The 22,101-nt window shown below is 58.5% G+C and carries 17 protein-coding genes; 7 read left to right on the forward strand and 10 right to left on the reverse strand.

Annotated features, from left to right (window positions below):
- Nucleotides 1-550: 550 nt before the first annotated feature.
- The 3 genes from ACIQVE_RS26000 to ACIQVE_RS26010 form a co-directional block, all read right to left on the reverse strand.
- Nucleotides 551-1,246 carry a potassium channel family protein gene (locus tag ACIQVE_RS26000; protein ID WP_402814012.1) on the reverse strand — a complete coding sequence of 232 codons (696 nt, stop codon included), beginning with the start codon at nucleotides 1,244-1,246 and terminating at the stop codon, nucleotides 551-553.
- Nucleotides 1,236-2,564, reverse strand: a complete 1,329-nt coding sequence (locus ACIQVE_RS26005; RefSeq protein ID WP_402814015.1) for a TrkH family potassium uptake protein — start codon at nucleotides 2,562-2,564, stop codon at nucleotides 1,236-1,238. Before ACIQVE_RS26005 ends, ACIQVE_RS26000 begins: the two co-directional genes overlap by 11 nt.
- 398 nt (nucleotides 2,565-2,962) lie before the next feature.
- Nucleotides 2,963-3,400 (reverse strand): hypothetical protein, encoded by a 438-nt coding sequence (locus ACIQVE_RS26010; RefSeq protein ID WP_402814017.1) that lies wholly within the window; start codon nucleotides 3,398-3,400, stop codon nucleotides 2,963-2,965.
- A 103-nt stretch (nucleotides 3,401-3,503) separates the two neighbouring features.
- Here ACIQVE_RS26010 and ACIQVE_RS26015 point away from each other — a divergent pair, with 103 nt between their 5' ends.
- Complete coding sequence (locus tag ACIQVE_RS26015; RefSeq protein ID WP_042560173.1) at nucleotides 3,504-3,941, forward strand: universal stress protein; 438 nt, start codon at nucleotides 3,504-3,506, stop codon at nucleotides 3,939-3,941.
- 174 nt (nucleotides 3,942-4,115) lie between these two features.
- Here the strand turns inward: ACIQVE_RS26015 and ACIQVE_RS26020 are convergent, their stop codons facing one another.
- Nucleotides 4,116-6,035, reverse strand: coding sequence for an ATP-binding cassette domain-containing protein (locus tag ACIQVE_RS26020; RefSeq protein WP_402814021.1), 1,920 nt, complete (start codon nucleotides 6,033-6,035; stop codon nucleotides 4,116-4,118).
- 214 nt (nucleotides 6,036-6,249) lie between these two features.
- Here ACIQVE_RS26020 and ACIQVE_RS26025 point away from each other — a divergent pair, with 214 nt between their 5' ends.
- Entirely contained in the window at nucleotides 6,250-8,178 is a 1,929-nt protein-coding gene (locus ACIQVE_RS26025) for a transglycosylase SLT domain-containing protein (RefSeq protein ID WP_402814024.1), read from the forward strand.
- 179 nt (nucleotides 8,179-8,357) lie between these two features.
- On the opposite strand, the gene ACIQVE_RS26030 is transcribed toward ACIQVE_RS26025, so the two are convergent.
- The gene (locus tag ACIQVE_RS26030) at nucleotides 8,358-10,136 is read right to left on the reverse strand and encodes an ABC transporter transmembrane domain-containing protein (RefSeq protein WP_402814027.1); all 1,779 of its coding nucleotides are present in this window, start codon (nucleotides 10,134-10,136) and stop codon (nucleotides 8,358-8,360) included.
- Between the two features lie 258 nt (nucleotides 10,137-10,394).
- Here ACIQVE_RS26030 and ACIQVE_RS26035 point away from each other — a divergent pair, with 258 nt between their 5' ends.
- Nucleotides 10,395-10,574, forward strand: a complete 180-nt coding sequence (locus tag ACIQVE_RS26035; RefSeq protein WP_402814029.1) for a PA1571 family protein — start codon at nucleotides 10,395-10,397, stop codon at nucleotides 10,572-10,574.
- 154 nt (nucleotides 10,575-10,728) lie between these two features.
- On the opposite strand, the gene pdxB is transcribed toward ACIQVE_RS26035, so the two are convergent.
- Nucleotides 10,729-11,871, reverse strand: a complete 1,143-nt coding sequence (pdxB, locus tag ACIQVE_RS26040) for a 4-phosphoerythronate dehydrogenase PdxB (protein ID WP_402814032.1) — start codon at nucleotides 11,869-11,871, stop codon at nucleotides 10,729-10,731.
- Nucleotides 11,872-12,068: 197 nt separating this feature from the next.
- Here pdxB and ACIQVE_RS26045 point away from each other — a divergent pair, with 197 nt between their 5' ends.
- Nucleotides 12,069-13,478 (forward strand): MATE family efflux transporter, encoded by a 1,410-nt coding sequence (locus ACIQVE_RS26045; RefSeq protein ID WP_402814034.1) that lies wholly within the window; start codon nucleotides 12,069-12,071, stop codon nucleotides 13,476-13,478.
- A gap of 137 nt (nucleotides 13,479-13,615) precedes the next feature.
- Here ACIQVE_RS26045 and tusA read toward each other — a convergent pair whose 3' ends face one another.
- The gene (gene tusA, locus ACIQVE_RS26050) at nucleotides 13,616-13,867 is read right to left on the reverse strand and encodes a sulfurtransferase TusA (RefSeq protein WP_115147206.1); all 252 of its coding nucleotides are present in this window, start codon (nucleotides 13,865-13,867) and stop codon (nucleotides 13,616-13,618) included.
- 103 nt (nucleotides 13,868-13,970) lie between these two features.
- Nucleotides 13,971-15,044, reverse strand: a complete 1,074-nt coding sequence (gene rlmM, locus ACIQVE_RS26055; RefSeq protein WP_402814038.1) for a 23S rRNA (cytidine(2498)-2'-O)-methyltransferase RlmM — start codon at nucleotides 15,042-15,044, stop codon at nucleotides 13,971-13,973.
- A gap of 221 nt (nucleotides 15,045-15,265) precedes the next feature.
- Between rlmM and acnA the strand changes: the two genes are divergently transcribed.
- Nucleotides 15,266-18,007, forward strand: a complete 2,742-nt coding sequence (gene acnA, locus ACIQVE_RS26060; protein ID WP_402814041.1) for an aconitate hydratase AcnA — start codon at nucleotides 15,266-15,268, stop codon at nucleotides 18,005-18,007.
- A 433-nt stretch (nucleotides 18,008-18,440) separates the two neighbouring features.
- On the opposite strand, the gene ACIQVE_RS26065 is transcribed toward acnA, so the two are convergent.
- Nucleotides 18,441-18,929 (reverse strand): SRPBCC family protein, encoded by a 489-nt coding sequence (locus ACIQVE_RS26065; RefSeq protein ID WP_402814043.1) that lies wholly within the window; start codon nucleotides 18,927-18,929, stop codon nucleotides 18,441-18,443.
- 143 nt (nucleotides 18,930-19,072) lie between these two features.
- On the opposite strand from ACIQVE_RS26065, the gene ACIQVE_RS26070 reads away from it, so the two are divergent.
- Nucleotides 19,073-19,366 (forward strand): hypothetical protein, encoded by a 294-nt coding sequence (locus ACIQVE_RS26070; protein ID WP_402814046.1) that lies wholly within the window; start codon nucleotides 19,073-19,075, stop codon nucleotides 19,364-19,366.
- Between the two features lie 51 nt (nucleotides 19,367-19,417).
- The gene (locus tag ACIQVE_RS26075; protein WP_402814048.1) at nucleotides 19,418-19,822 is read left to right on the forward strand and encodes a lysozyme inhibitor LprI family protein; all 405 of its coding nucleotides are present in this window, start codon (nucleotides 19,418-19,420) and stop codon (nucleotides 19,820-19,822) included.
- A gap of 135 nt (nucleotides 19,823-19,957) precedes the next feature.
- Here the strand turns inward: ACIQVE_RS26075 and mrdA are convergent, their stop codons facing one another.
- Nucleotides 19,958-21,850 carry a penicillin-binding protein 2 gene (gene mrdA, locus ACIQVE_RS26080; RefSeq protein WP_402814050.1) on the reverse strand — a complete coding sequence of 631 codons (1,893 nt, stop codon included), beginning with the start codon at nucleotides 21,848-21,850 and terminating at the stop codon, nucleotides 19,958-19,960.
- Between the last annotated feature and the right edge of the window lie 251 nt (nucleotides 21,851-22,101).

Below are 22,101 nucleotides of genomic sequence, written 5' to 3' on the forward strand. Positions count from 1 at the left end.
GAAAATCATCAACTGATCTCCACGATATGGAAGCTGAACAGTACACGGCGGACGCAGGCGCATGGCTAGGCAGGACGCTTTTTCGTCGATGCTGACACCAATCCACCCGGCACACCCGCCAACGCGATAGTCGGGATTCTGTAGGAGCAGTCTGTAAGACAAACGCTCAATTCATACGCCCGTTTGATTTGGGTACGTCACCTTCACGGAATTTCCGACAATTGTCAATCGCCCAAAATGCGGGTTGGAATGCGACTTTGCGGTCATTTCCGTACCACACAGACTCGCAACACGCGTCTGCATGTGCTGCCATTCATAGGATCAATAGTTAGAAAAGTCGCCCTAATTCGCAGCGAGTCCTGTTTAAAAGTCTACGCTGACTGGACGATAGGTAAATGCGCTGGCCGTTTGAGGCTAGGTCAGCGGTAAAAGAATTTCCGGCCTGCCTGGCCAACCCCGCCCGATGAATCATATCGGGCTTTTTATTGGACTCAATTATTGGAGTAAACGAGAAGCTCGGGCGTATTCACTCAGCAGCATCGCTTTCCGATCAAGTCGAATGACCTGCAAACTTCTGAATCAGATCTGTCGGGCCGGAAACGATTAGCAGATCACCCGGTAAGATCAGGGTGCTAGGCGTGGCATGCTGGAAATCCAGGGTGGCGCGCTTCAAACCTACAACCGTCACACCAAATTTTTCCCGAATATCACTGTCGGCCAAGGTGTTGTTCTGGCTCGCCAAGGGCGCGTGAATCTTGGCAATGGCAAAGCCGTCATCGAACTCGATGAAGTCGATCATCCGCCCGGTAATGAGATGAGCGACACGCTCCCCCATATCTTTCTCAGGGTAGACAACGTGATGGGCGCCAATCCGTTGGGCTATCTGACCATGCTCGGTAGTCCTGGCCTTGACCCAGATATCCCCGATACCCAGTTCGGTCAGCGTCATGATGGTCAGCAAGCTGGCTGACAGATCTGTGCCTATCCCCACAATGGCGTGAGCGAAATCGGCTACGCCCAGTTGGCGCAAGACCATCAGATTGGTGGAGTCGGCCTGGACAGCATGCGTCAAGAGATCGGCCCACTCATGGACTGGCCCGGCGTCCTGGTCGATACCCATCACATCGTGACCGAGTCGCATCAACGATTGAGCCACGGAGCCACCGAAGCGGCCAAGGCCGATCACCACCACGCTATCGCCCTTGGAAAAGGAAAACTGCTCGGTAAAAAGAAATTTAGCCAACAATTGGATGTTCCTCTGGGTAGCGGTAAGGCATACGGCGCTCGCCCAACGCCAGTGACGCCGCCAGCGTGATAGTGCCGACCCGCCCGACATACATCAGCAGCGTGAGCATCAGTTGGGCTGACTCGGGGAGATCAGCGGTAATGCCAGTGGACAAGCCGACCGTGCCAAACGCTGAGATGACTTCGAATATGACCTGGTCTGTGGGCAGGTCTGTTTCACGCATGATAAAGAGCGTCGCCAGCACGATCATGGCGCTGCCGAGCACTAGCACTGTTATAGCTTGACGCTGGGCTGGGGCGCCGACTCGACGACCAAATGCCTCGCTGTCACTGTGGCCACGAATTTCTGCAATCACCAGTAAGACCAGAATGGCTACAGTGCCGACTTTTACGCCACCTGCGGTTCCCGCACTGCCACCCCCGACGAACATCAGCAGGTAGTGAATTGCCCAGCTTTCATGAGTCATCGCGCCGATATCGATCGAGTTGAATCCGGCTGTACGCGCAGAAACGGACGCAAATGCCGCCGAGAGCACTTTATCGATAACGGGCATCGGGCCAAGGGTCGCCGGGTTGAACCACTCGAACACTAGCAGCGTTAAAAAACCGACTAGAAGCAGGATTGCGGTTCCGACCAAGGTGAGCTTGGTATGCAGCGACCAACGACGAGGATCGCTGAATCTGCTGCGCAAGTCATACAAAACGGGAAAGCCAATGCCGCCGATAATGATCGCAGCCATGATTGGCAGCAGGATCCCGGCATCGAATGCGTAACGCGTCAGGCTGTCGGGATGAATGGAGAAACCCGCATTATTGAATGCTGATACCGCATGAAACAGGCCGCTCCACGCCGCTTCAGCCCATGGCAGATCATATGTCAGGTGCAACCTGAGGGTGAGCCACAGGGTCAGGATGAGTTCCAAGGCGAATGTCACCACAAGGACCAGCTTGGCAACGCTGGCAATGTCGCCCAACCCCAACGAGCGTGACTCCAATTGTGCGACCATTTTGGTGCGTAAACGTAAGCCTCGGTTGACCATCAAGCCGAGCAAGGTCGCCACCGTCATAATGCCGAAGCCGCCGATCTGGAACAGCAGCAAGATCACCGACTGGCCGAAGGTTGACCAGTACGTACCGGTGTCCACCACTATAAGTCCGGTCACGCAGACAGCCGAGACAGCGGTAAAAAAAGCAGTCACCCAAGGCGAGGAAATACCTTCGGCCTGGGACATCGGCAGCATCAAAATAGCGGTACCGACCAGTATCAAGGCCAGGAAAACCAGGGAGACAACCCTGGCAGGATGAAGCAGTAATTTCATTTGGCAGCAGATCTCATGGGGTGACATTGGGAATCTAAAGCGCCTGATAAACACGTGAGGGGCTTCAAATCTTAACGGTGGCCATGATCAATGCTGCCGTGGCCGGCTCGATGAGGTGTATCGTCGTTCACCACTTTAACCCTTCGATTCTCCTCTCCTGCAAAGCTGTCCTATTCTCGAAGAAATTGCGATGCCTAATTGCGACCTTCGCCCTTCCCAGCTGTTTAAGATTTATGAAAACCAACTGGCACTCGAAGCTGCAATCATGGCGTTGATACTCGGGGTGAGCTGCGAGGATCAGAGTTCTGGTTTCTGTGTTTCCCGGGATTGCGTGAAGAACCCTTTTAGCGCTAGCCTGCCGGACGTTTCGCACCATTGCAGTGCGAAAAATCCAAGAGTTACGCCAGCGCTTTCAGGGTGGCGTCGATATCCAGCAAAACCGTGGCTTCGCCCTTCTCGCCCCAGTACAAGGCGATCATCTGCTTGTCTGCCTCGATCTTGAAGACGTTGTCTGGCAACTTTTCGAAATGATTGAGCAGCACACGATCCTCGCAGACCTCCTGCCACTGATTGACCCACACGCCTGGCGATTTTTGCCAGTACGTCCAGCATGGCGGCTGATTGCCGCGACGCGGCCGATGGTACTGCGCGCACGGAGTCGGCGGCTCTTGCGACAGCCAGTGCGGCCACTCCTGAGGCGCCAGCTGCATGGCCAGGCCAATACGGCGCGCCTCCATGCGCAGAGCGATTCGACCGCTCTGCGCGCGTGATGGGCGCAACCATGCCAGTGGGCTCAATACCACCAACAGGATTGACACCACTATCCAGACCGTCATATCTGTACTCCCGTTTTCTGATGAGCCCATTGTGTCGCTTTGGAACCAATGCGCTTGAAACCAGCCATACTTAACAATATTGAACCCTTACGAGGAGCGCCTCATGCCCTACCACCACATCCTGGTCGCCGTAGATCTGACTGAAGAGTGCGACCCTGTCATCCACCGCGCCCGAGAGCTGTCGGTGAGCAACGGCGCCAAGCTGTCACTGGTGCATATTGTCGAACCGATGGCCATGGCGTTTGGCGGCGACGTGCCGATGGACCTGTCACAACTGCAACAGCAGCAGTTCGATCAGGCCAAGGAACGCCTTGAGCGCCTGAAGCTCAAGTACACCGAACTCGAAGGCGCCAACTGCCACTTGACCTACGGCCAGCCGCGTCAGGAAATCCATCACTTTGCCAAGGAACAGCAATGCGACCTGATCGTGGTCGGCAGCCATGGCCGTCATGGTCTGGCGCTGTTACTGGGCTCAACCGCCAATGATGTGTTGCACGGCGCACCTTGCGATGTGCTGGCGGTGCATCTGGTAAAACGCTAAAACAATACAGTCATGTGGGAGCGAGCTTGCTCGCGAAGGCGTCAGCACATTCAACATTGAGGTGACCTGACAACCGCTTTCGCGAGCAAGCTCGCTCCCACATTGGTTCACCGTCCCCATATGAAAAGCCCGGCCTCACGCGAATGAGGCCGGGCTTTTTAATGGCTGGAGCAATCAGGCATCCAGCTCGGCCCAACGCTCCACCAACGCTTCCAGTTCTGCCTGCAATTGCTCAAGCGAGGCAATCACCTTGGCAGTTTCTGCGGCAGGACGCTGATAGAAACCGCTGTCGGCCATTTCGGCCTCAACGGCAGCGATCTGCTGTTCCTTGGCATCGATATCGCCTGGCAACGCTTCCAGCTCGCGCTGCAGCTTGTAGCTCAGCTTCTTCTTGGCAGCCGGAGCAGCGGCAGGCGCAGCACCAGCGGCCGGCTCGGCAGCGACCACCGCCGAGTTCAGGTCAGCCTTGCCCGACTTGCTCTCGGTGACACCCAACAGACGTGGCGAGCCACCCTGACGGATCCAGTCCTGATAACCGCCAACGTATTCACGCACCTTGCCTTCACCTTCGAAGACCAGGGTGCTGGTGACCACGTTGTCGAGGAATGCCCGGTCGTGGCTGACCATCAGCACAGTGCCATTGAACGTCAGCAGCACTTCTTCGAGCAGCTCGAGGGTTTCCACATCGAGGTCGTTGGTCGGTTCGTCGAGTACCAACAGGTTTGCCGGTTTACTGAACAGTTTGGCCAGCAGCAGACGCGCACGCTCACCACCCGACAGCGCCTTGACCGGCGTGCGAGCACGCTGCGGGCTGAACAGGAAGTCACCGAGATAACTCAGAACGTGGCGGCTCTGACCATCGATATCGATGAAGTCGCGACCTTCGGCGACGTTGTCGATCACGGTTTTTTCCAGATCCAGTTGATGGCGCAACTGGTCGAAGTACGCCACGTCGATCCGCGTACCCTCTTCCACTTTGCCGCTGGTTGGCTGCAAGCCGTTGAGCATCAACTTCAGCAACGTGGTCTTGCCGGTACCGTTGGCGCCGAGCAGACCGATACGGTCGCCGCGCTGCAGGACCATCGAGAAATCCTTGATCAGGAACGGCCCGCCCGGGTGAGCGAAGCTCACGTTCTCGAGCACCATCACTTGCTTGCCGGACTTGTCGGCGGTGTCCAACTGAATATTGGCCTTGCCGGTGCGTTCACGACGCTCGCTGCGCTCAACGCGCAGGGCTTTCAAGGCCCGCACGCGGCCTTCGTTACGGGTACGACGGGCCTTGATACCCTGACGGATCCACACTTCTTCCTGGGCCAGACGCTTGTCGAACAGCGCGTTGGCGGTAGCTTCAGCAGCGAGCTCGGCTTCTTTGTGCACGAGGAAGCTGGCGTAGTCGCCGTTCCAGTCGATCAGGCCGCCGCGATCCAGTTCCAGAATGCGCGTGGCGAGGTTTTGCAGGAAAGAACGGTCGTGCGTGATGAACAGCACGGCGCCCTGGAAATCTTTCAGCGCTTCTTCAAGCCAGGCAATCGCACCGATGTCCAGGTGGTTGGTTGGCTCGTCGAGCAGCAGCAGATCCGGCTCGGACACCAGTGCCTGCGCCAGCAGCACGCGACGACGCCAGCCGCCGGACAACTCGGCGAGGGTCTTGTCGGCCGGCAGTTGCAGGCGGCTGAGGGTGCTGTCGACCAGAGTCTGCAAGCGCCAGCCATCACGGGCTTCGAGGTCTTGCTGGACGTGCATCAACTTGTCCAGATCGGCATCGGTGACGATGTTCTGGCTCAAGTGATGGTATTCGGCGAGCAAGGCGCCAACGCCGTCGAGGCCCTCGGCCACCACGTCGAAGACAGTCCGCTCGTCGGCCACCGGCAATTCTTGCGGCAGTTCGCCGATTTTCAGACCGGGGGCACGCCACACCGAGCCGTCATCAGGCTTCTGGTCGCCCTTGACCAGTTTCATCATGCTGGACTTGCCAGTGCCGTTGCGGCCGATGATGCACACCCGCTCACCACGGGCGATCTGCCAGGACACCTTGTCCAACAACGGCATAGCGCCGAACGCAAGGGACACATCGCTGAATTTGAGCAGGGTCATGAGCTTCTCCAAAAACCGGGGGCGCATTCTACCTGACTTGAGGCTTCAGCAGGCCGGCAATTTGTCTGTCGAAGCACTCTGCACAACATTTGTTGCGAACTTGTGCCACAAGGCTTGCAAAGCTTTCGCCGCTTGCTGGCAAAAGGCTAAGCTACAGACAATTCAGTGCTGATCGATATCGGCACTTGTCATGATTTCTCTGCCCGGATGTCTCATGCGCAGTCGCCTCTTCAGTGTTTTGTCCTGTTTGCTACTTTCCGCCGCTGCCGTTCAATCCGCCCAGGCGGTGGACCTGTCCACCCAGCGTCAGTATTACGATGAAGCCAAACGCGCGTTGGCCAAGGGCGATACCGGCCCATATATGCGCTATAGCCAGGCGCTGGCCGATTACCCGCTCGAGCCGTATCTGGCTTACGACGAGCTGACCGCACGCCTGAAAAGCGCCAGCAACGCGGAGATCGAGAAATTCCTCGCCGAGCACGGTGACCTGCCCCAGGCCAACTGGATGAAGCTGCGCTGGTTGCGCTGGCTGGCCGATCGCGGCGACTGGGCGACCTTCGTCAAGTATTACGATCCAAAGCTCAATTTCACCGAACTGGACTGCCTCAACGCGCAGTATCAGATCAGCCACAACAAAAAGACCGAAGGCTACGCCGCCACCGAAAAGCTCTGGCTGACCGGCAAGTCGCAGCCCGCCGCGTGCGATGCACTGTTCGGCATGTGGGCCGCCGAGGGTCAACTGACCGAACAGAAACGCTGGGAGCGCACCAAGCTCGCTGCTCAGGCGCGCAACTATCCGCTGGCCAACAGCCTGATCAACGGCCTGACCACCCTCGCCCCACGTGGTCGCCTGTTGGTGGATGTCGCGCAGAAACCCGAGCTGCTCAACCAGCCGTCGCGCTTCACTCCGGCCGATGAGCCGATGTCCGATGTGGTCAGCCTCGGCCTGCGCCGCCTCGCTCGTCAGGACCCGGAAAAAGCCATGGCCCTGCTCGACGGCTATGCCAGCAGCATGCATTTTTCCCGTGATGAGAAAGTCGCGATCGCCCGGGAAATCGGCCTGACCCTGGCCCGCCGCTTCGACAGCCGCGCACTGGACGTAATGACCAAATACGATCCGGAACTGCGCGACAACACAGTTTCCGAATGGCGTCTGCGCCTGCTTCTGCGTCTGGCGCGGTGGGACGATGCTTATCAATTGACCCGCCGTCTGCCACAGGATCTGGCCACCACTAACCGCTGGCGCTACTGGCAGGCACGCAGTCTCGAGTTGGCGCAACCACAGAACCCGGAAGCGCAGACCCTGTACAAAAACCTTGCGCGGGAACGTGATTTCTACGGTTTCCTCGCCGCTGACCGTTCGCAATCCCCTTATTCGCTGAACAACAAACCACTGGTGCTTAGCCAGGCGCTGATCAACAAAGTACGCAACACGCCCGGCGTGCGCCGCGCACTTGAGTTCCACGCACGCGGGCAAATCGTCGACGGTCGCCGTGAGTGGTACCACGTTAGCCGTCACTTCAACCGTGACGAAATGGTTGCCCAAGCCAAACTCGCCTACGACCTGAAGTGGTATTTCCCGGCGATTCGCACCATCAGTCAGGCGCAGTACTGGGACGATCTGGACATCCGCTTCCCGATGGCCCACCGCGAAACCCTCGTGCGTGAAGCCAAGGTTCGCGGCCTGCATTCGAGTTGGGTGTTCGCCATTACCCGTCAGGAAAGCGCGTTCATGGACGATGCCCGTTCCGGCGTCGGCGCCAGCGGCCTGATGCAACTGATGCCCGGCACCGCCAAGGAAACCTCGCGCAAGTTCAACATTCCCCTGGCCTCGCCGCAGCAAGTGCTGAACCCGGACAAGAACATTCAACTCGGTGCTGCTTACCTGAGCCAGGTGCACAGCCAGTTCAACGGCAACCGCGTCCTCGCCTCCGCCGCCTACAACGCCGGCCCAGGCCGTGTGCGCCAATGGCTGCGCGGCGCCGACCACCTGAGCTTCGACGTGTGGGTGGAAAGCATCCCGTTCGACGAAACCCGTCAGTACGTGCAGAACGTTCTGTCCTATTCGGTGATCTACGGGCAGAAGCTAAATTCGCCGCAACCGCTGGTGGATTGGCATGAGCGCTACTTCGATGATCAGTGATCATCTGACTAACGCCAAATGAAAAAAAATGCCCGTATCGCGAGATACGGGCATTTTTTTGAACGGTAGGATCAGCGTTTTCGTTTTGCCATCAACTCACTGATTCGTAAAGATCGGTTTTCCAGCATTAACCATCGCCTCGCTACTAGGTCGGTTACCTGAGCAGCCTGCGGCAACTCCTACACGACGACCGCGTGTCCATCGTTGAACTGCAACGCCGCCAACCGCGCATACAACGGATTACTGGCAATCAATTCCTGATGTGTCCCCACCGCGACCAGTTTGCCCTGATCCATCACCGCAATCCGGTCGGCGTTTTTCACCGTGGCCAAGCGATGGGCGATCACCAGGGTGGTGCGGTTTTGCATCAGGTTCGGCAAGGCTTGCTGGATCAGGTGTTCGCTTTGGGCATCGAGGGCGCTGGTGGCTTCGTCCAGCAACAGGATCGGCGCGTCGACCAGCAACGCTCGAGCGATGGCGAGACGCTGGCGTTGGCCGCCAGAGAGTCCCAGTCCGCCATCCCCCAGATGTGTCTGGTAGCCGTCAGGCATTTGTTCGATGAAGTCATGGGCGTGGGCAATTCTGGCCGCTTCCTTGACTTGCTCCAGTGTGGCCGTCGGGCAGCCGTAGCGGATGTTCTCTTCCACGCTGCCGAAGAACAGGGCTGGCGTTTGTGAAACCAGGGCAAAACAACGGCGAAGATCCAACGGATCAAGGCTCGTCAGTGGCACGCCATCCAGCAGAATCCGGCCCTCGCGAGGATCGTAAAAGCGCAGCAGCAAGTCATACACCGTGGATTTTCCTGCGCCCGACGGCCCCACCAGCGCTAGGGTTTCGCCTGCCCTGACCGTCAGATTCAAGCCATCAACGGCGTAGCTTTCTGGACGCGAGTGATAGGAAAAACGCACATCCCGCAATTCCAGTTCACCCCGCACCCGCGCAGGCAAGGTCACCAATCCAGTCTTTGGTGGCTGGATGATGTTTTCCGAACGCAGCAATTCAGCAATTCGCTCGGCGGCACCGGCCGCACGTTGCAGCTCGCCGATTACTTCACTCAAGGTGCCAAACGCACTGCCGACGATCAGGCTGTAGAAGACAAATGCCGCCAGCTCACCGGCAGAAATACGCCCGGCGATCACGTCCATGCCACCGACCCACAACATCACCGCGACAGCGCCAAGCACCAGCACGATCACCAGGGTGATCAACCACGCGCGCTGGAAGATCCGTTTGCGTGCTGTCTCGAAAGCCTGTTCGACCGTTGAGGCAAAACGTTGCTCGTCCTGTACTTGATGGTTGTACGCCTGCACGGTTTTGATCTGGCCGAGGGTTTCGGACACATAGCTGCCGATGTCGGCGATCCGGTCCTGGCTCTGACGCGACAGATTGCGCACGCGTCGACCGAAAATCAGGATCGGCGCAATCACCAGCGGTAGCGCGATCACCACGATGCTGGTGAGTTTGGGATTGGTGATGAACAGCAGAACGATGCCGCCAATCACCATCAGCAGATTGCGCAGAAAAAGCGAGAGCGACGAACCGATCACCGATTGCAGCAATGTCGTATCCGCTGTCAGGCGCGACTGGATTTCCGAGCTGCGGTTGTCTTCGTAGAACCCGGGATGCAGGTACACCAGATGGTTGAACACTTGTCGGCGGATGTCTGCCACGACACGCTCGCCGATCCAGGAGACCAGATAAAACCGGGCAAAGGTGCCGACCGCGAGGCCCAAGACCAACAGCATGAACAGGCCAATGGATTGGTTGAGCAAATCCGCCGACTGGGTCATGAAGCCCTGATCAACCAACAGCTTGATGCCCTGCCCCATCGACAAGGTGATGCCTGCGGTGGCAATCAATGCGAGCAATGCGCCAAAAGCCTGCCAGCGATAGGGCAAGAGAAATTGACTGGTCAGGCGCAAGGCGCGTCGGTGTCGCGAGGAAAGCATCGAGATCATTCGGGTTCACATCTGCGCTGATGGATAGGGCCAGCCTACACACTCAGATGGGGGGGAACTCTGTAAATCACAATGAGTCAGGTTAAATATGCCCGTGACGACTAGACCCTAGAGGCTATTGGTCTAAAGTCCCGGTTGAGACGAGCGGTCATTTCTGTTTGAGTAGAGATGCCGCCGCCGACAGACCGCAGGGAGTTGTCATAGCCCGGTCACGTGGCGGTTTTAACCTAGGCGCACAACCTGATGAGGAGACAGGCCATGTCCTTGCAACACAGCAGCGAAGACAAGATTGAAGTGATCCGCACCAAGCCCGGCCAGACTCTGGGGTGCTCGATTATCGATGAACAAGGCCGCGAAGTACCGATCACCGAAGACATGATCCAGGACGCGTGCCGCGAACTGGAGAAGCGATTGGTCAAGCCTGTCGAACAAGAGTGATGTAGCCACCGTCTTCCTGACCCGGTCCCTTTGACCGGGTTTTTTCTTTGCGCCAGTCAGACCGCGGCGCTCCCATCGCGAGCAGGCTCGCTCCCACAGGAGACCGAGATCCAATGTGGGAGCGAGCCTGCTCGCGATTGAGCCAACTCGGTGCCTACACTGCCACGGCTCCCAGTGCCGCCACCATCTGCCGCAACGCGGGCGAATCCCCCTCGATCCGCACTTTCAGCCCTTCAATCTCGCGCCGAACCGGATACTGCTTACGCAATACATCGAACGCCGCACGCTGCTCGCCGACATTGCCTACAAGGCTGCGGCGAAAATCCGCGTCATCCCGGCGTGGGTCGTACACGCCACGACACAACATCGCCAACGCCCAGGCCGGATCGCTGTCGGCATGCAAGGTCACTTCCGACAACCACGGCGCCGGCAGCAGTTCACTGAGCTGGATGCTCGCAGGTTGGTCGATAAACTCGCAGTACGCCTGATAAATCTGCGCCGTGCCGCGCTGTTTGCCGTCGAGGCTATAACCGGCAATGTGCGGCGTCGCCAGCACGCAGAGTTCAGCCAGGGCCACATCGACCTCGGGTTCGGCCTCCCAGACATCGAGCACCGCTTGCAGGTCTTCGCGCTCCAGCAGCACTTCGCGCAGCGCGGCGTTATCCACCACCGGCCCCCGCGCTGCGTTGATCAACCAGGCGCCAGGTTTGAGTTGCTGCAAACGATGTTGATCGAACAGGTGCCAGGTCGCACCGGCACCACTGCGGGTCAGCGGTGTGTGCAGGCTGATTACGTCGCACTGTTCGATGATCTGCTCCAGGCTGACGTAATCGCCACCCTCGGCGGCCTGGCGTGGCGGATCGCAGATTTTTACGTTCCAGCCCAGGCCCTTCAGCACATTGATCAGGCGCCCACCGACTTCACCCGCGCCAACGACACCATAAGTTCGCTGCGTCAGATCAACGCCTTCGATTTCGGCGAGGGTCATCAGGCTGCCGAGCACGTAATCGACCACGCCCCGGGCATTGCAGCCGGGCGCGCTCGACCAGGTGATGCCCGCCTCGTTGAAATACTCGAGATCCAGATGATCGGTGCCGATGGTGCAGGTGCCAACAAAGCGAACCTTGCTGCCCTCGAGCAGCGCGCGGTTGACGTTGGTCACCGAGCGCACCAGCAACACGTCGGCCTGCTCGACCGTCGCACGGTCGATGGAACGGCCGGGCACTCGGCGGATCTCACCGAAACCGGCGAAAAAGGCATCGAGCAGCGGTATATTTTCGTCAGCAACAATCAGCATGGCGGGCTCCTTGGGCGGATCGGCAGTTTAGGTGCAGATGCGCGGTTGGGCCAGCGGGGTTTGGTTCCAGAACCGAGAACAACACTTTCCTTGCCACAAGGGGATTACAAATCCGCAACACAGGATTTTTCCTGACCAACACGTCAGCGGCGTAGAATGCGTCGCCCTGCGCATCAACATCTGTGGACGCTTTTCCTGTGAATTCTGTAACTGACCAACCTGTCGCCGTCTCCCTCACCCGCCCCGCGCGGATTCGCCTGGAGTTCAAGACTCTGCTCGCCCTGGCGGTGCCGATCATCATCGCGCAACTGGCCACCACGGCCATGGGCTTTGTCGATGCGGTGATGGCCGGGCGCGTCGGCCCCAAGGACCTGGCGGCAGTGGCACTGGGCAACTCGATCTGGGTGCCGGTATTTCTGTTGATGACCGGCACCCTGCTGGCCACCACCCCAAAAGTCGCCCAGCGTTACGGCGCCGGCACCCACAGCGAAATCGGCCCGATTGTGCGCCAGGCGTTGTGGCTGGCGCTCGTGGTGGGTTTGATCGCGACCGCGATGCTGGTTGCCGCCGAGCCGATTCTGCACCTGATGAAAGTCGATCCCGAGCTGATCGGCCCGTGCATGCAGTACTTGCATGGCATCGCCAGCGGTTTGCCAGCGGTGGCGTTCTATCATGTGCTGCGCTGCTTCAGTGACGGCCTCGGCCGTACCCGTCCGGCGATGGTGCTGGGCCTGTGCGGGCTGGCGCTGAATATTCCGCTGAACTACATCTTCATCTATGGCCACTTTGGCGTGCCGGCCATGGGCGGCGTCGGCTGCGGCTGGGCTACGGCGATCGTGATGTGGGTGATGGCGCTGGGTCTGGCCGGTTACGAGCGCTGGGCTCCGGCGTATCGTTCGAGCGAGTTGTTCAGCCGTTTCGATTGGCCGCAATGGGCGGTGATCAAGCGTCTGCTGGCCATCGGTTTGCCAATCGGCATCGCGGTATTTGCCGAGTCGAGCATCTTCGCGGTGATCGCACTGCTGATCGGCAGCCTCGGCGCAACCGTGGTCGCCGGACACCAGATTGCGCTGAACGTCAGCTCGCTGGTGTTCATGATTCCCTACTCGCTGGGCATGGCCGTGACCGTGCGCGTCGGTCAAGCCTTGGGGCGTGAAGAACCCCGCGAGGCGCGTTTTGCCGCTGGCGTCGGCATGGGCACTGCGCTGGCCTATGCGTGTCTCTCGGCGAGCATGATGTTGCTGCTGCGCGAGCCAATTGCAGCGATCTACACGGCTGACCCGACGGTGATTCACATCGCGGCAATGCTGATTGTGTATTCGGCACTGTTCCAGTTTTCCGACGCGATCCAGGTCACCGCTGCCGGCGCGCTGCGCGGTTATCAGGACACGCGAGTGACCATGATCCTGACGCTGTTCGCCTATTGGGGCATCGGCCTGCCAGTGGGTTACGCCCTCGGCCTGACCGACTGGCTCGGTGAACCGCGTGGCCCGAGCGGGTTGTGGCAGGGTTTGATCGTCGGTCTGAGTTGCGCGGCGCTGATGCTGTCGATTCGCCTGACTCGCAGCGCTCGCAAGCGCATTCGTATCAGTCGCTCGATGGGCTGAGCCCCTTACGCGGCACAAAAAAATGTGGGAGCCAGTCTGCTCGCGAAAGCAGTGCATCAGTCGACATTAACAGTGACTGGCACATCGCATTCGCGAGCAGGCTCGCTCCCACATTTGGTTTTGCGTTGGCCTGAGGCTCAGGCTTGTTTCTTGCGGATCCAGTACAGATAAGTCCCAGCGTCTTCGTGCTGCCCGACCAGTTCATGGTCGAGGAATACACAGAACTTCGGAATGTCGCGACGGGTCGATGGATCCGTGGCGATCACCTTGAGCAAGCCACCGGGCACCAGGTCACGGATGTGCTGGTGCAACATCATCACCGGCTCCGGGCAATTGAGACCGGTGGCGTCGAGGGTGCCGTCGACCGGGGTATCGATCATTTCACTCATGATTAACTCCTGAAACTGGCCGGCATTGTCGCCCATTGCCGGGTGCTCGGCCACCTGTGGCGAGGGGATTTATCCCCCGTCACAGGTTCCGTCCCCACGTTTATCAGCGGGATTTGGTTTTCTTCACATCATGTCGGCGCAGATGGCAGGTCACTTCTTCGCGGTCGTGATACAGCTGCTTGCAGCCGATATCGACCTTGATCCCGCGCGCCTTGAAACCATCGGCGATGCGTTCGAGCAGACGCTTCACTTCGGCATAACGCTGCTTCATCGGCAGCTTCAGGTTGACCACCGCCTCGCGGCAATGCCCTTCGCCGATCCACTCTTCGAGCATCGCCGCGTTACGCGCCGGTTTCTCGACGATGTCGCAGACCATCCAGTCCACCGGCTGCTTGGGCTTGAAGGTGAAGCCGTCCGCCATCAAGTGCTGCACCAGCCCGGTGTCCATCAGGCTTTCGGCCATCGGGCCGTTGTCGATAGCGGTCACCAGCATGCCGCGGTTGACCAGTTGCCAGGTCCAGCCGCCCGGTGCGGCACCAAGGTCAACGCCGGTCATGTCACTGTGCAAACGATCTTCCCACTGATCACGCGGGATGAAATGGTGCCACGCCTCTTCGAGCTTCAACGTCGAACGGCTCGGAGCCTCACGGGGAAACTTCAGGCGTGGAATGCCCATCGGCCACATCGCCGAGTTACCGGCATCAGCCATTCCCAGAAACACTTCGCGGCCGCTTTTGAACGTCAGCAACAGACGCGGCTTGTTCGCGTCTTCCACCAGTTTGCCGGCACCCGTCAGCGCCTTGCGCAGCGGGCCTTCGAATTTCTTGCAGAAGTTCGACAGCTCTTTGCCATCGTTGGTATCGACGACCTCCAGCCACAGGCTGCCGCACACTGGAAACTCGGCCATGTGCGCGAGGATCACGCTGATGCGGTCGGTTTCCGGCAGATCAATGAAGACGCCACGCGCCCATTGGCGCGGGAAGATCAGCTCAGCGAAACGCTGACCGCGCATCAGACGCTCGGCGCCGTCTTCTTCGGTGCAGACAAACTCGGCGAACGCGGTGGCGGTTTTCGCCTTGGCGTAACCGGACACGTTCAATTGGGCGGCGAGGTCGGAAATCTCCGAACAGACTTCGCCTTCGAAGCCTGGCCGACAATGCATGAATAGGGTGTTCATTCTTACTCCTGGGCAGCGGGCGATCATTCGGCCCCTGCGCGATGCTCAGGCTTGCGTTGAAGCAAAGCCTGTCACGAAAACCGGCGCATGATAGCCGAAGTCGGAACCTTGGTTCTCTCCATAGAGTCCAGTTATTAGCCAGCTAATGAAAACAGGGCTACGTTGATAGCTCTGCCCGTCCCCTCAATCCGTAGCCGTGCGGATTTAAAGGAGTGATCGTAATGCCGTCCCTCGATAGTCTGAAGACCCTTAAAACTCTACAAATCGATGACAAGATCTACCACTATTTCAGTTTGCCGGATGCTGCCAAAAGCTTGGGTAATATCGACAAACTGCCCATGTCGCTGAAAGTCCTGCTGGAAAACCTGCTGCGCTGGGAAGATGAAAAAACTGTCACCGGCGCCGACCTCAAGGCAATTGCTGCGTGGCTCAAGGAGCGTCGCTCCGACCGGGAAATCCAGTACCGCCCTGCCCGCGTATTGATGCAGGACTTTACCGGCGTCCCTGCCGTAGTCGACCTCGCAGCGATGCGCGCGGCCATGGCCAAGGCTGGCGGCGATCCGCAGCGTATCAATCCGCTATCCCCGGTCGATCTAGTGATCGACCACTCGGTGATGGTCGACAAGTTCGCCACGCCCAGCGCATTCGAGCAGAACGTCGACATCGAGATGCAGCGTAACGGCGAACGCTATGCCTTCCTGCGCTGGGGCCAAAGCGCTTTCGACAACTTCAGCGTAGTGCCGCCGGGCACCGGGATCTGCCACCAGGTCAACCTCGAATACCTCGGGCGCACCGTGTGGACCAAGGATGAAGACGGCCGCACCTATGCCTTTCCCGACACTCTGGTCGGCACCGACTCCCACACCACCATGATCAACGGCCTCGGCGTACTCGGCTGGGGCGTCGGCGGAATTGAGGCGGAGGCGGCGATGCTCGGGCAACCGGTGTCGATGCTGATTCCGGAAGTGATCGGTTTCAAACTCACTGGCAAACTCAAGGAAGGCATTACCGCCACCGACCTGGTGCTGACCGTCACGCAGATGCTGCGCAAAAAAGGCGTGGTCGGCAAATTTGTCGAGTTTTACGGTGACGGCCTCGCCGACCTGCCACTGGCCGACCGCGCGACCATCGCCAACATGGCCCCGGAATACGGTGCGACATGCGGTTTCTTCCCGGTCGATGACGTGACACTGGAGTACCTGCGCCTGTCCGGGCGACCGGCGGAAGTGGTGAAGCTGGTCGAGGCGTATAGCAAGGCCCAAGGGCTGTGGCGTCTGCCCGGCCAGGAGCCGGTGTTTACCGACAGTCTGGCGCTGGACATGGGCAGCGTCGAGGCCAGCCTGGCCGGGCCGAAACGCCCACAGGACCGCGTCTCGCTACCTAATGTCGCGCAAGCCTTCAGCGACTTCCTCGACTTGCAATTCAAACCGACGAGCAAAGAAGAAGGCCGTCTGGAAAGCGAGGGCGGCGGTGGCGTCGCCGTGGGCAATGCCGATCTGGTCGGCGAAACGGACTATGAATACGACGGCCACACCTATCGCCTGAAAAACGGCGCAGTGGTCATCGCCGCCATTACTTCCTGCACAAATACCTCAAACCCCAGCGTGATGATGGCCGCGGGGCTCTTGGCGAAGAAAGCCGTGGAGAAAGGCCTGACGCGCAAACCGTGGGTCAAAAGCTCTCTGGCGCCGGGTTCGAAAGTAGTTACCGATTACTACAAGGCTGCGGGGCTGACGCAATACCTCGACCAGCTCGGCTTTTCACTGGTCGGTTACGGCTGCACCACCTGCATCGGCAACTCCGGGCCATTGCCGGAACCAATCGAAAAAGCCATCCAGAAAGCTGACCTCGCCGTCGCCTCGGTACTGTCCGGCAACCGCAACTTTGAAGGTCGCGTGCATCCTCTGGTGAAAACCAACTGGCTGGCCTCGCCACCGCTGGTGGTCGCTTATGCCTTGGCTGGCACCGTTCGCACCGACATCAGCAGCGAACCGTTGGGCAATGATCAACAGGGCAATCCGGTTTATCTGCGTGACATCTGGCCAAGCAGCCAGGAAATCGCCGACGCGGTAAGTCAGGTCAGCACCGCGATGTTCCATAAGGAATACGCCGAAGTGTTTGCAGGTGACGAACAGTGGCAAGCCATCGAGGTGCCGCAAGCCGCCACCTACGTGTGGCAGGACGATTCGACTTACATCCAGCATCCACCGTTTTTCGACAACATTTCCGGCCCGCTGCCAGAGATCAAGGATGTGAAGGGTGCGCGAGTGTTGGCGCTGCTTGGCGATTCGGTGACCACCGACCACATATCACCTGCCGGCAATATCAAGACTGACAGCCCGGCCGGACGCTATCTGCGCGAAAAAGGCGTGGAGCCGCGGGACTTCAACTCCTATGGTTCACGTCGCGGCAATCACGAAGTGATGATGCGCGGCACCTTCGCCAACATTCGGATCCGCAATGAGATGCTTAGCGGTGAAGAAGGCGGCAACACGATCTACATTCCGACCGGTGAGAAACTGCCAATCTACGATGCAGCCATGCGCTATCAAGCCTCTGGAACGCCGCTGGTGGTGATTGCCGGGCAAGAATACGGCACCGGTTCCAGTCGCGATTGGGCGGCCAAGGGCACCAACCTGCTGGGCGTCAAAGCAGTAATCGCCGAGAGCTTCGAGCGAATTCACCGTTCCAACCTGGTGGGCATGGGCGTGTTGCCGCTGCAATTCAAACTCGATCAGAACCGCAAGAGTTTGAATCTTACTGGCAAGGAAACCTTCGAGATTCAAGGGCTGACCGGCGTATCACTGACACCGCGCATGAACCTGCCTCTGGTCATCACCCGTGAAGACGGACGACAGGAGAAAATTGAAGTGTTGTGCCGCATCGACACCCTGAACGAGGTTGAGTACTTCAAGTCGGGGGGGATTCTGCATTATGTGTTGCGGCAGTTGATCGCGTCCTGACGGTTCACAACTATTGTGGCGAGGAAGCTTGCTCCCTCGCCACAGTTGCTCATTACATCAGGTTTGGCACTTTTCTACGGGCGAAAAAAAACCCGCCGAAGCGGGTTTTCCCAAGACCATTATCGACTCCCTGTCGGCAGCGATCCTTGCAATGGTCGATCATCCTTGATCCTGAAGTACTCCCTGTGCTTCAGTTGATGGGTGTAGATTACGCGGTGGATCCAATCGGCAATAGTCGCAATAGCTACCATAGCGTGTAAGACATTCGCCATAGAAGCCCTTCCGAAAACCCTTAGACGTGTCAGCCGTTGAGCATGCACGCCGCGATGTGCGCGACCTTCAACTGCCCTGAGGCCTGAGTTTGCGGGTCATCCTGCAGAAACCAGAATGCCTCGGTGGCCAAGGCCTGAGTCCTGGGTCGAACATAGCGCCTTCAGCTACCGTCACGCTCACGCGCCCGGGCGCTTTCGACGAGAAACTGTTCAAGCCTGCTCAACTGCTCTTCCCAGCCACGACTGTCCATGTAATAGGCCTCTTTCTGGCGAATGTCGGGAATGTGCGCGAAACCGGACTCCGAAACCTTGAGCAACGTGCCCTCCTCAAAATCCTCCAGCTCGAACCTGACCAGCGTTGTCGGCTCCTGGGAATAGTCGATTTTGGGATTGACCGCATACGGATGCCAACGGAACGAGAACAATTGCTGCGGCTCGACCCGCTCGATCAACACGTTCCACAACACATGTTCATAACCCGGATACGTGACCTGCCCTTGCGTCCATTCACCGGCAATAAACCGCCTTCCTTCCAGTGCCACGCCAAACCACTGGCCAAACGCCTCGGCATCGACCAATGCACGCCACACATGTGAGCGCGGCGCCTTGAGCGTGATTTTGCGTTCGAAACTGTTGGGTACTGGTTTCATACGTCACCTCCTGTTCTGAACAGTAGGCTTGTATGACCACATGTCCAACCTGAAGTTGTATCAAGGAGCGTTGCGGTAGGACTCGGTAGCACAAAGATGTGTCTAGACTCAGTCGGCCACCCAATGAACACCGGGAGTTGATCATGCGGTCATCACGAAATATCGGCTTATACGCAGTTCTGCTTTGCCTGACTGCCTGTGTCACTTCGGTAGACCATTGGAGCAAGCCGGGCGCCTCCCAAGCAGAGCTCGATCACGACAAAGCCGAGTGCCTGTATCAAGCCAAATCAGCGACGGCCAGCTTCAGCAGCGCGCCTTCGGACAAGAGCATGGAAGCGGCGGTCGGTGCCGGTGTGGGCGACGGAATTGTAGTGGCCGAAAAACAGATCGAACTGACCAACGATTGCATGCGCCTGCGCGGTTACAACGGCAGTTGAGTTTCATCGCTACAATGCCTGCCTTTCCTGACATCGACAGTGAGAATCTACATGTCCCCACGCTTGTTCCTGGCCCTGACGCCATTGCTATTCACCACCCTCACCCACGCCGCCGTTGACTGCGCCAACGCCAGCGATCAGGCGACGATGAATCAGTGCGCCGGACAGGATTACAAAGCTGCCGACAAAGAGTTGAACGCGGTATATCAGCAGATCACCGGGCGTTTGAAGGATAACCCTGATGGCAAGAAGCTGTTGGTCAGTGCGCAGCGTGCGTGGATCGGGTTTCGAGATGCCGAGTGCAAGTTTTCGTCTTCGGGCGTGACGGGCGGGAGTGTGTATCCGTGGGTTTACGGTAACTGCATGACCGGGGTGACCAAGGTGCGGGTTGAAACGTTGAAGCAGTATTTGAAGTGTGAAGAAGGTGACATGAGTTGCCCGGTGCCGGGGGCCTGACTTTTTCAGGTCTGACTTGCCAACGATGGCGTCGGTACGGTCGCTGCAACTGGTCAGTTCCAAGCAACCGTATCCCTCGACAACTTCCAGCACAGTCTCAACCTGTATGCGCCTGCGCTGTGATGCTGTTGCCGGTTACACGTGCGGATCAGCCGACGCTTTGGTCGGCGCCGCGTACTGCGGCTTGAGATGGCCGTCCTGACCGAGTAGCCAGGCGTCCATGATCTGCCGCACTACGGGTCCGGCAACACGACCACCGGCCTCACCGTTTTCGATCATCACCGAAATCGCAATCTTCGGGTCCTCCGCCGGGGCGAAGCCGACGAACAAGGCGTTATCGCGGTGACGCTCAAGCGTCTTCTCGCGGTTGTAACGTTCGCCCTGCTTGATCGCCACCACCTGCGCCGTGCCGCTTTTGCCAGCGATACGGTATTGCGCCCCCGCCGCTGCCGCACGGGCAATGCCGCGGGCATTGTGCATTACCATCTGCATGCCGTGGTTGACCTGGTCCCAGTCGCGCGGATCCTTGAGCAGGATGTTCGGCATCGGATGCTCGTCGACCGGTGCCACACCGTCGACAGTCTGGGCCAGATGCGGGCGGTTCCACACCCCTTTGTTGGCGATCAATGCGGTAGCCTGGGCCAGTTGCAGCGGCGTCACCTGCATGTAGCCCTGACCAATGCCGAGAATCACCGTTTCCCCCGGGAACCATGCTTGTCGCCGTGTGGCGCGTTTCCAGGCTTGGGATGGCATCAGGCCGGGAGACTCTTCAAACATGTCCAGCGAGACTTTTTCGCCCAGGCCGAACATGGCCATGTAGTCGTGCAGGCGATCAATGCCAAGCTTATGCGCCAGGTCATAAAAGTAGGTGTCATTGGAACGCATGATCGCCGCGTCCATGTCCACCCAGCCATCGCCGCTGTGGTTCCAGTTACGGTATTTGTGATCGAAGTCCGGGAGTTGGTAATAACCGGGATCGAAGACCCGGGTCTGCGGCGTAACAACGCCTGCATCGAGACCCGCGATCGCCACTTCCGGCTTGATGGTCGAACCCGGTGCGTACAAGCCGCGCAGCACGCGGTTGAACAGCGGTCGGTCGATGGAATCTCGCAGCGCCGAATACTCTTTGGAGCTGATGCCGGTGACGAACAGGTTGGGATCGAAACTCGGATTGCTGACCATGGCCAGCACTTCCCCGGTGGACGGGTCCAGCGCCACGACCGAACCACGACGACCACCCAAAGCGGCTTCGGCCGCTTCTTGCAGTTTGACGTCGAGGCTCAGAACGATGTTTTTGCCCGGCACGGGGTCGGTGTGTTTGAGCACCCGCAATACCCTGCCCTGGGCATTGGTCTCGACTTCCTCATAACCGACGTGACCGTGCAACTGCGCTTCGTAGAAGCGTTCGATGCCAGTCTTGCCGATGGACTGAGTGCCGCGGTATTCCACCGAGTCGAGGGTTTTGGATTCCTTTTCGTTGATCCGGCCGACATAGCCGATCGAGTGAGCGAAGTGCATTCCGAGCGGGTAATGTCGAACGAACTGTGGCTCGACATCGAGCCCAGGCAAGCGGAACTCGTTGACCGCTAACACGGCAATCTGCTCTTCGGTCAGTTCATAAAACAACGTCACTGGTGTGAATGGGTGACGGGACTGTTTCATGGCTTTGTCGAACACCGTGCGGTCTTCGGCAGGAAGGTGCAGGAGATTAATGACCTCGTCCAGTTCCTGATTGACGTCAGTAGCTCGCTCGCGGGTGATGGTCAGATTGTAGCTGGGACGGTTATCGGCGAGCAAAACGCCGTTGCGGTCATAGATCAGGCCGCGTGTCGGCGGGATTGGCAGGACATGGACACGGTTGTTTTCGGAAATGGTCGAGTGATAGTCGAACTCCACTACTTGCAGGATGTACAGGCGAACTACCAGGGCGCAGCTGACTGCGAAAACAAACAAGGCACAGGCGATCAACCGCTTGTTGACCAGACGCGTCTCTTTCTCGTGATCCTTGATCGGGATAGGTTCAGGCATTTCTACAGCAACTCTTTGGCATAAGTGAGCGCCGATCCATGGGCATGACATCAGTCCTTTAAAAAACGAGCTGCACCATACCAAAAACTGCACGGTCACTTAAGAAGGTTTTTCTCCAATGGCGACTCTTGCGACAGTTGAGGTTCGATTTGCCTGAAAACTTTTTCGCAGGCAAAACAAAACCCCAACTGCTTTCGCAATTGGGGTTTCGGAATTTAATCTTGACGATGACCTACTCTCACATGGGGAAA

It is taken from the genome of Pseudomonas sp. NPDC098747 (assembly GCF_044760045.1).
Lineage (GTDB): Bacteria > Pseudomonadota > Gammaproteobacteria > Pseudomonadales > Pseudomonadaceae > Aquipseudomonas.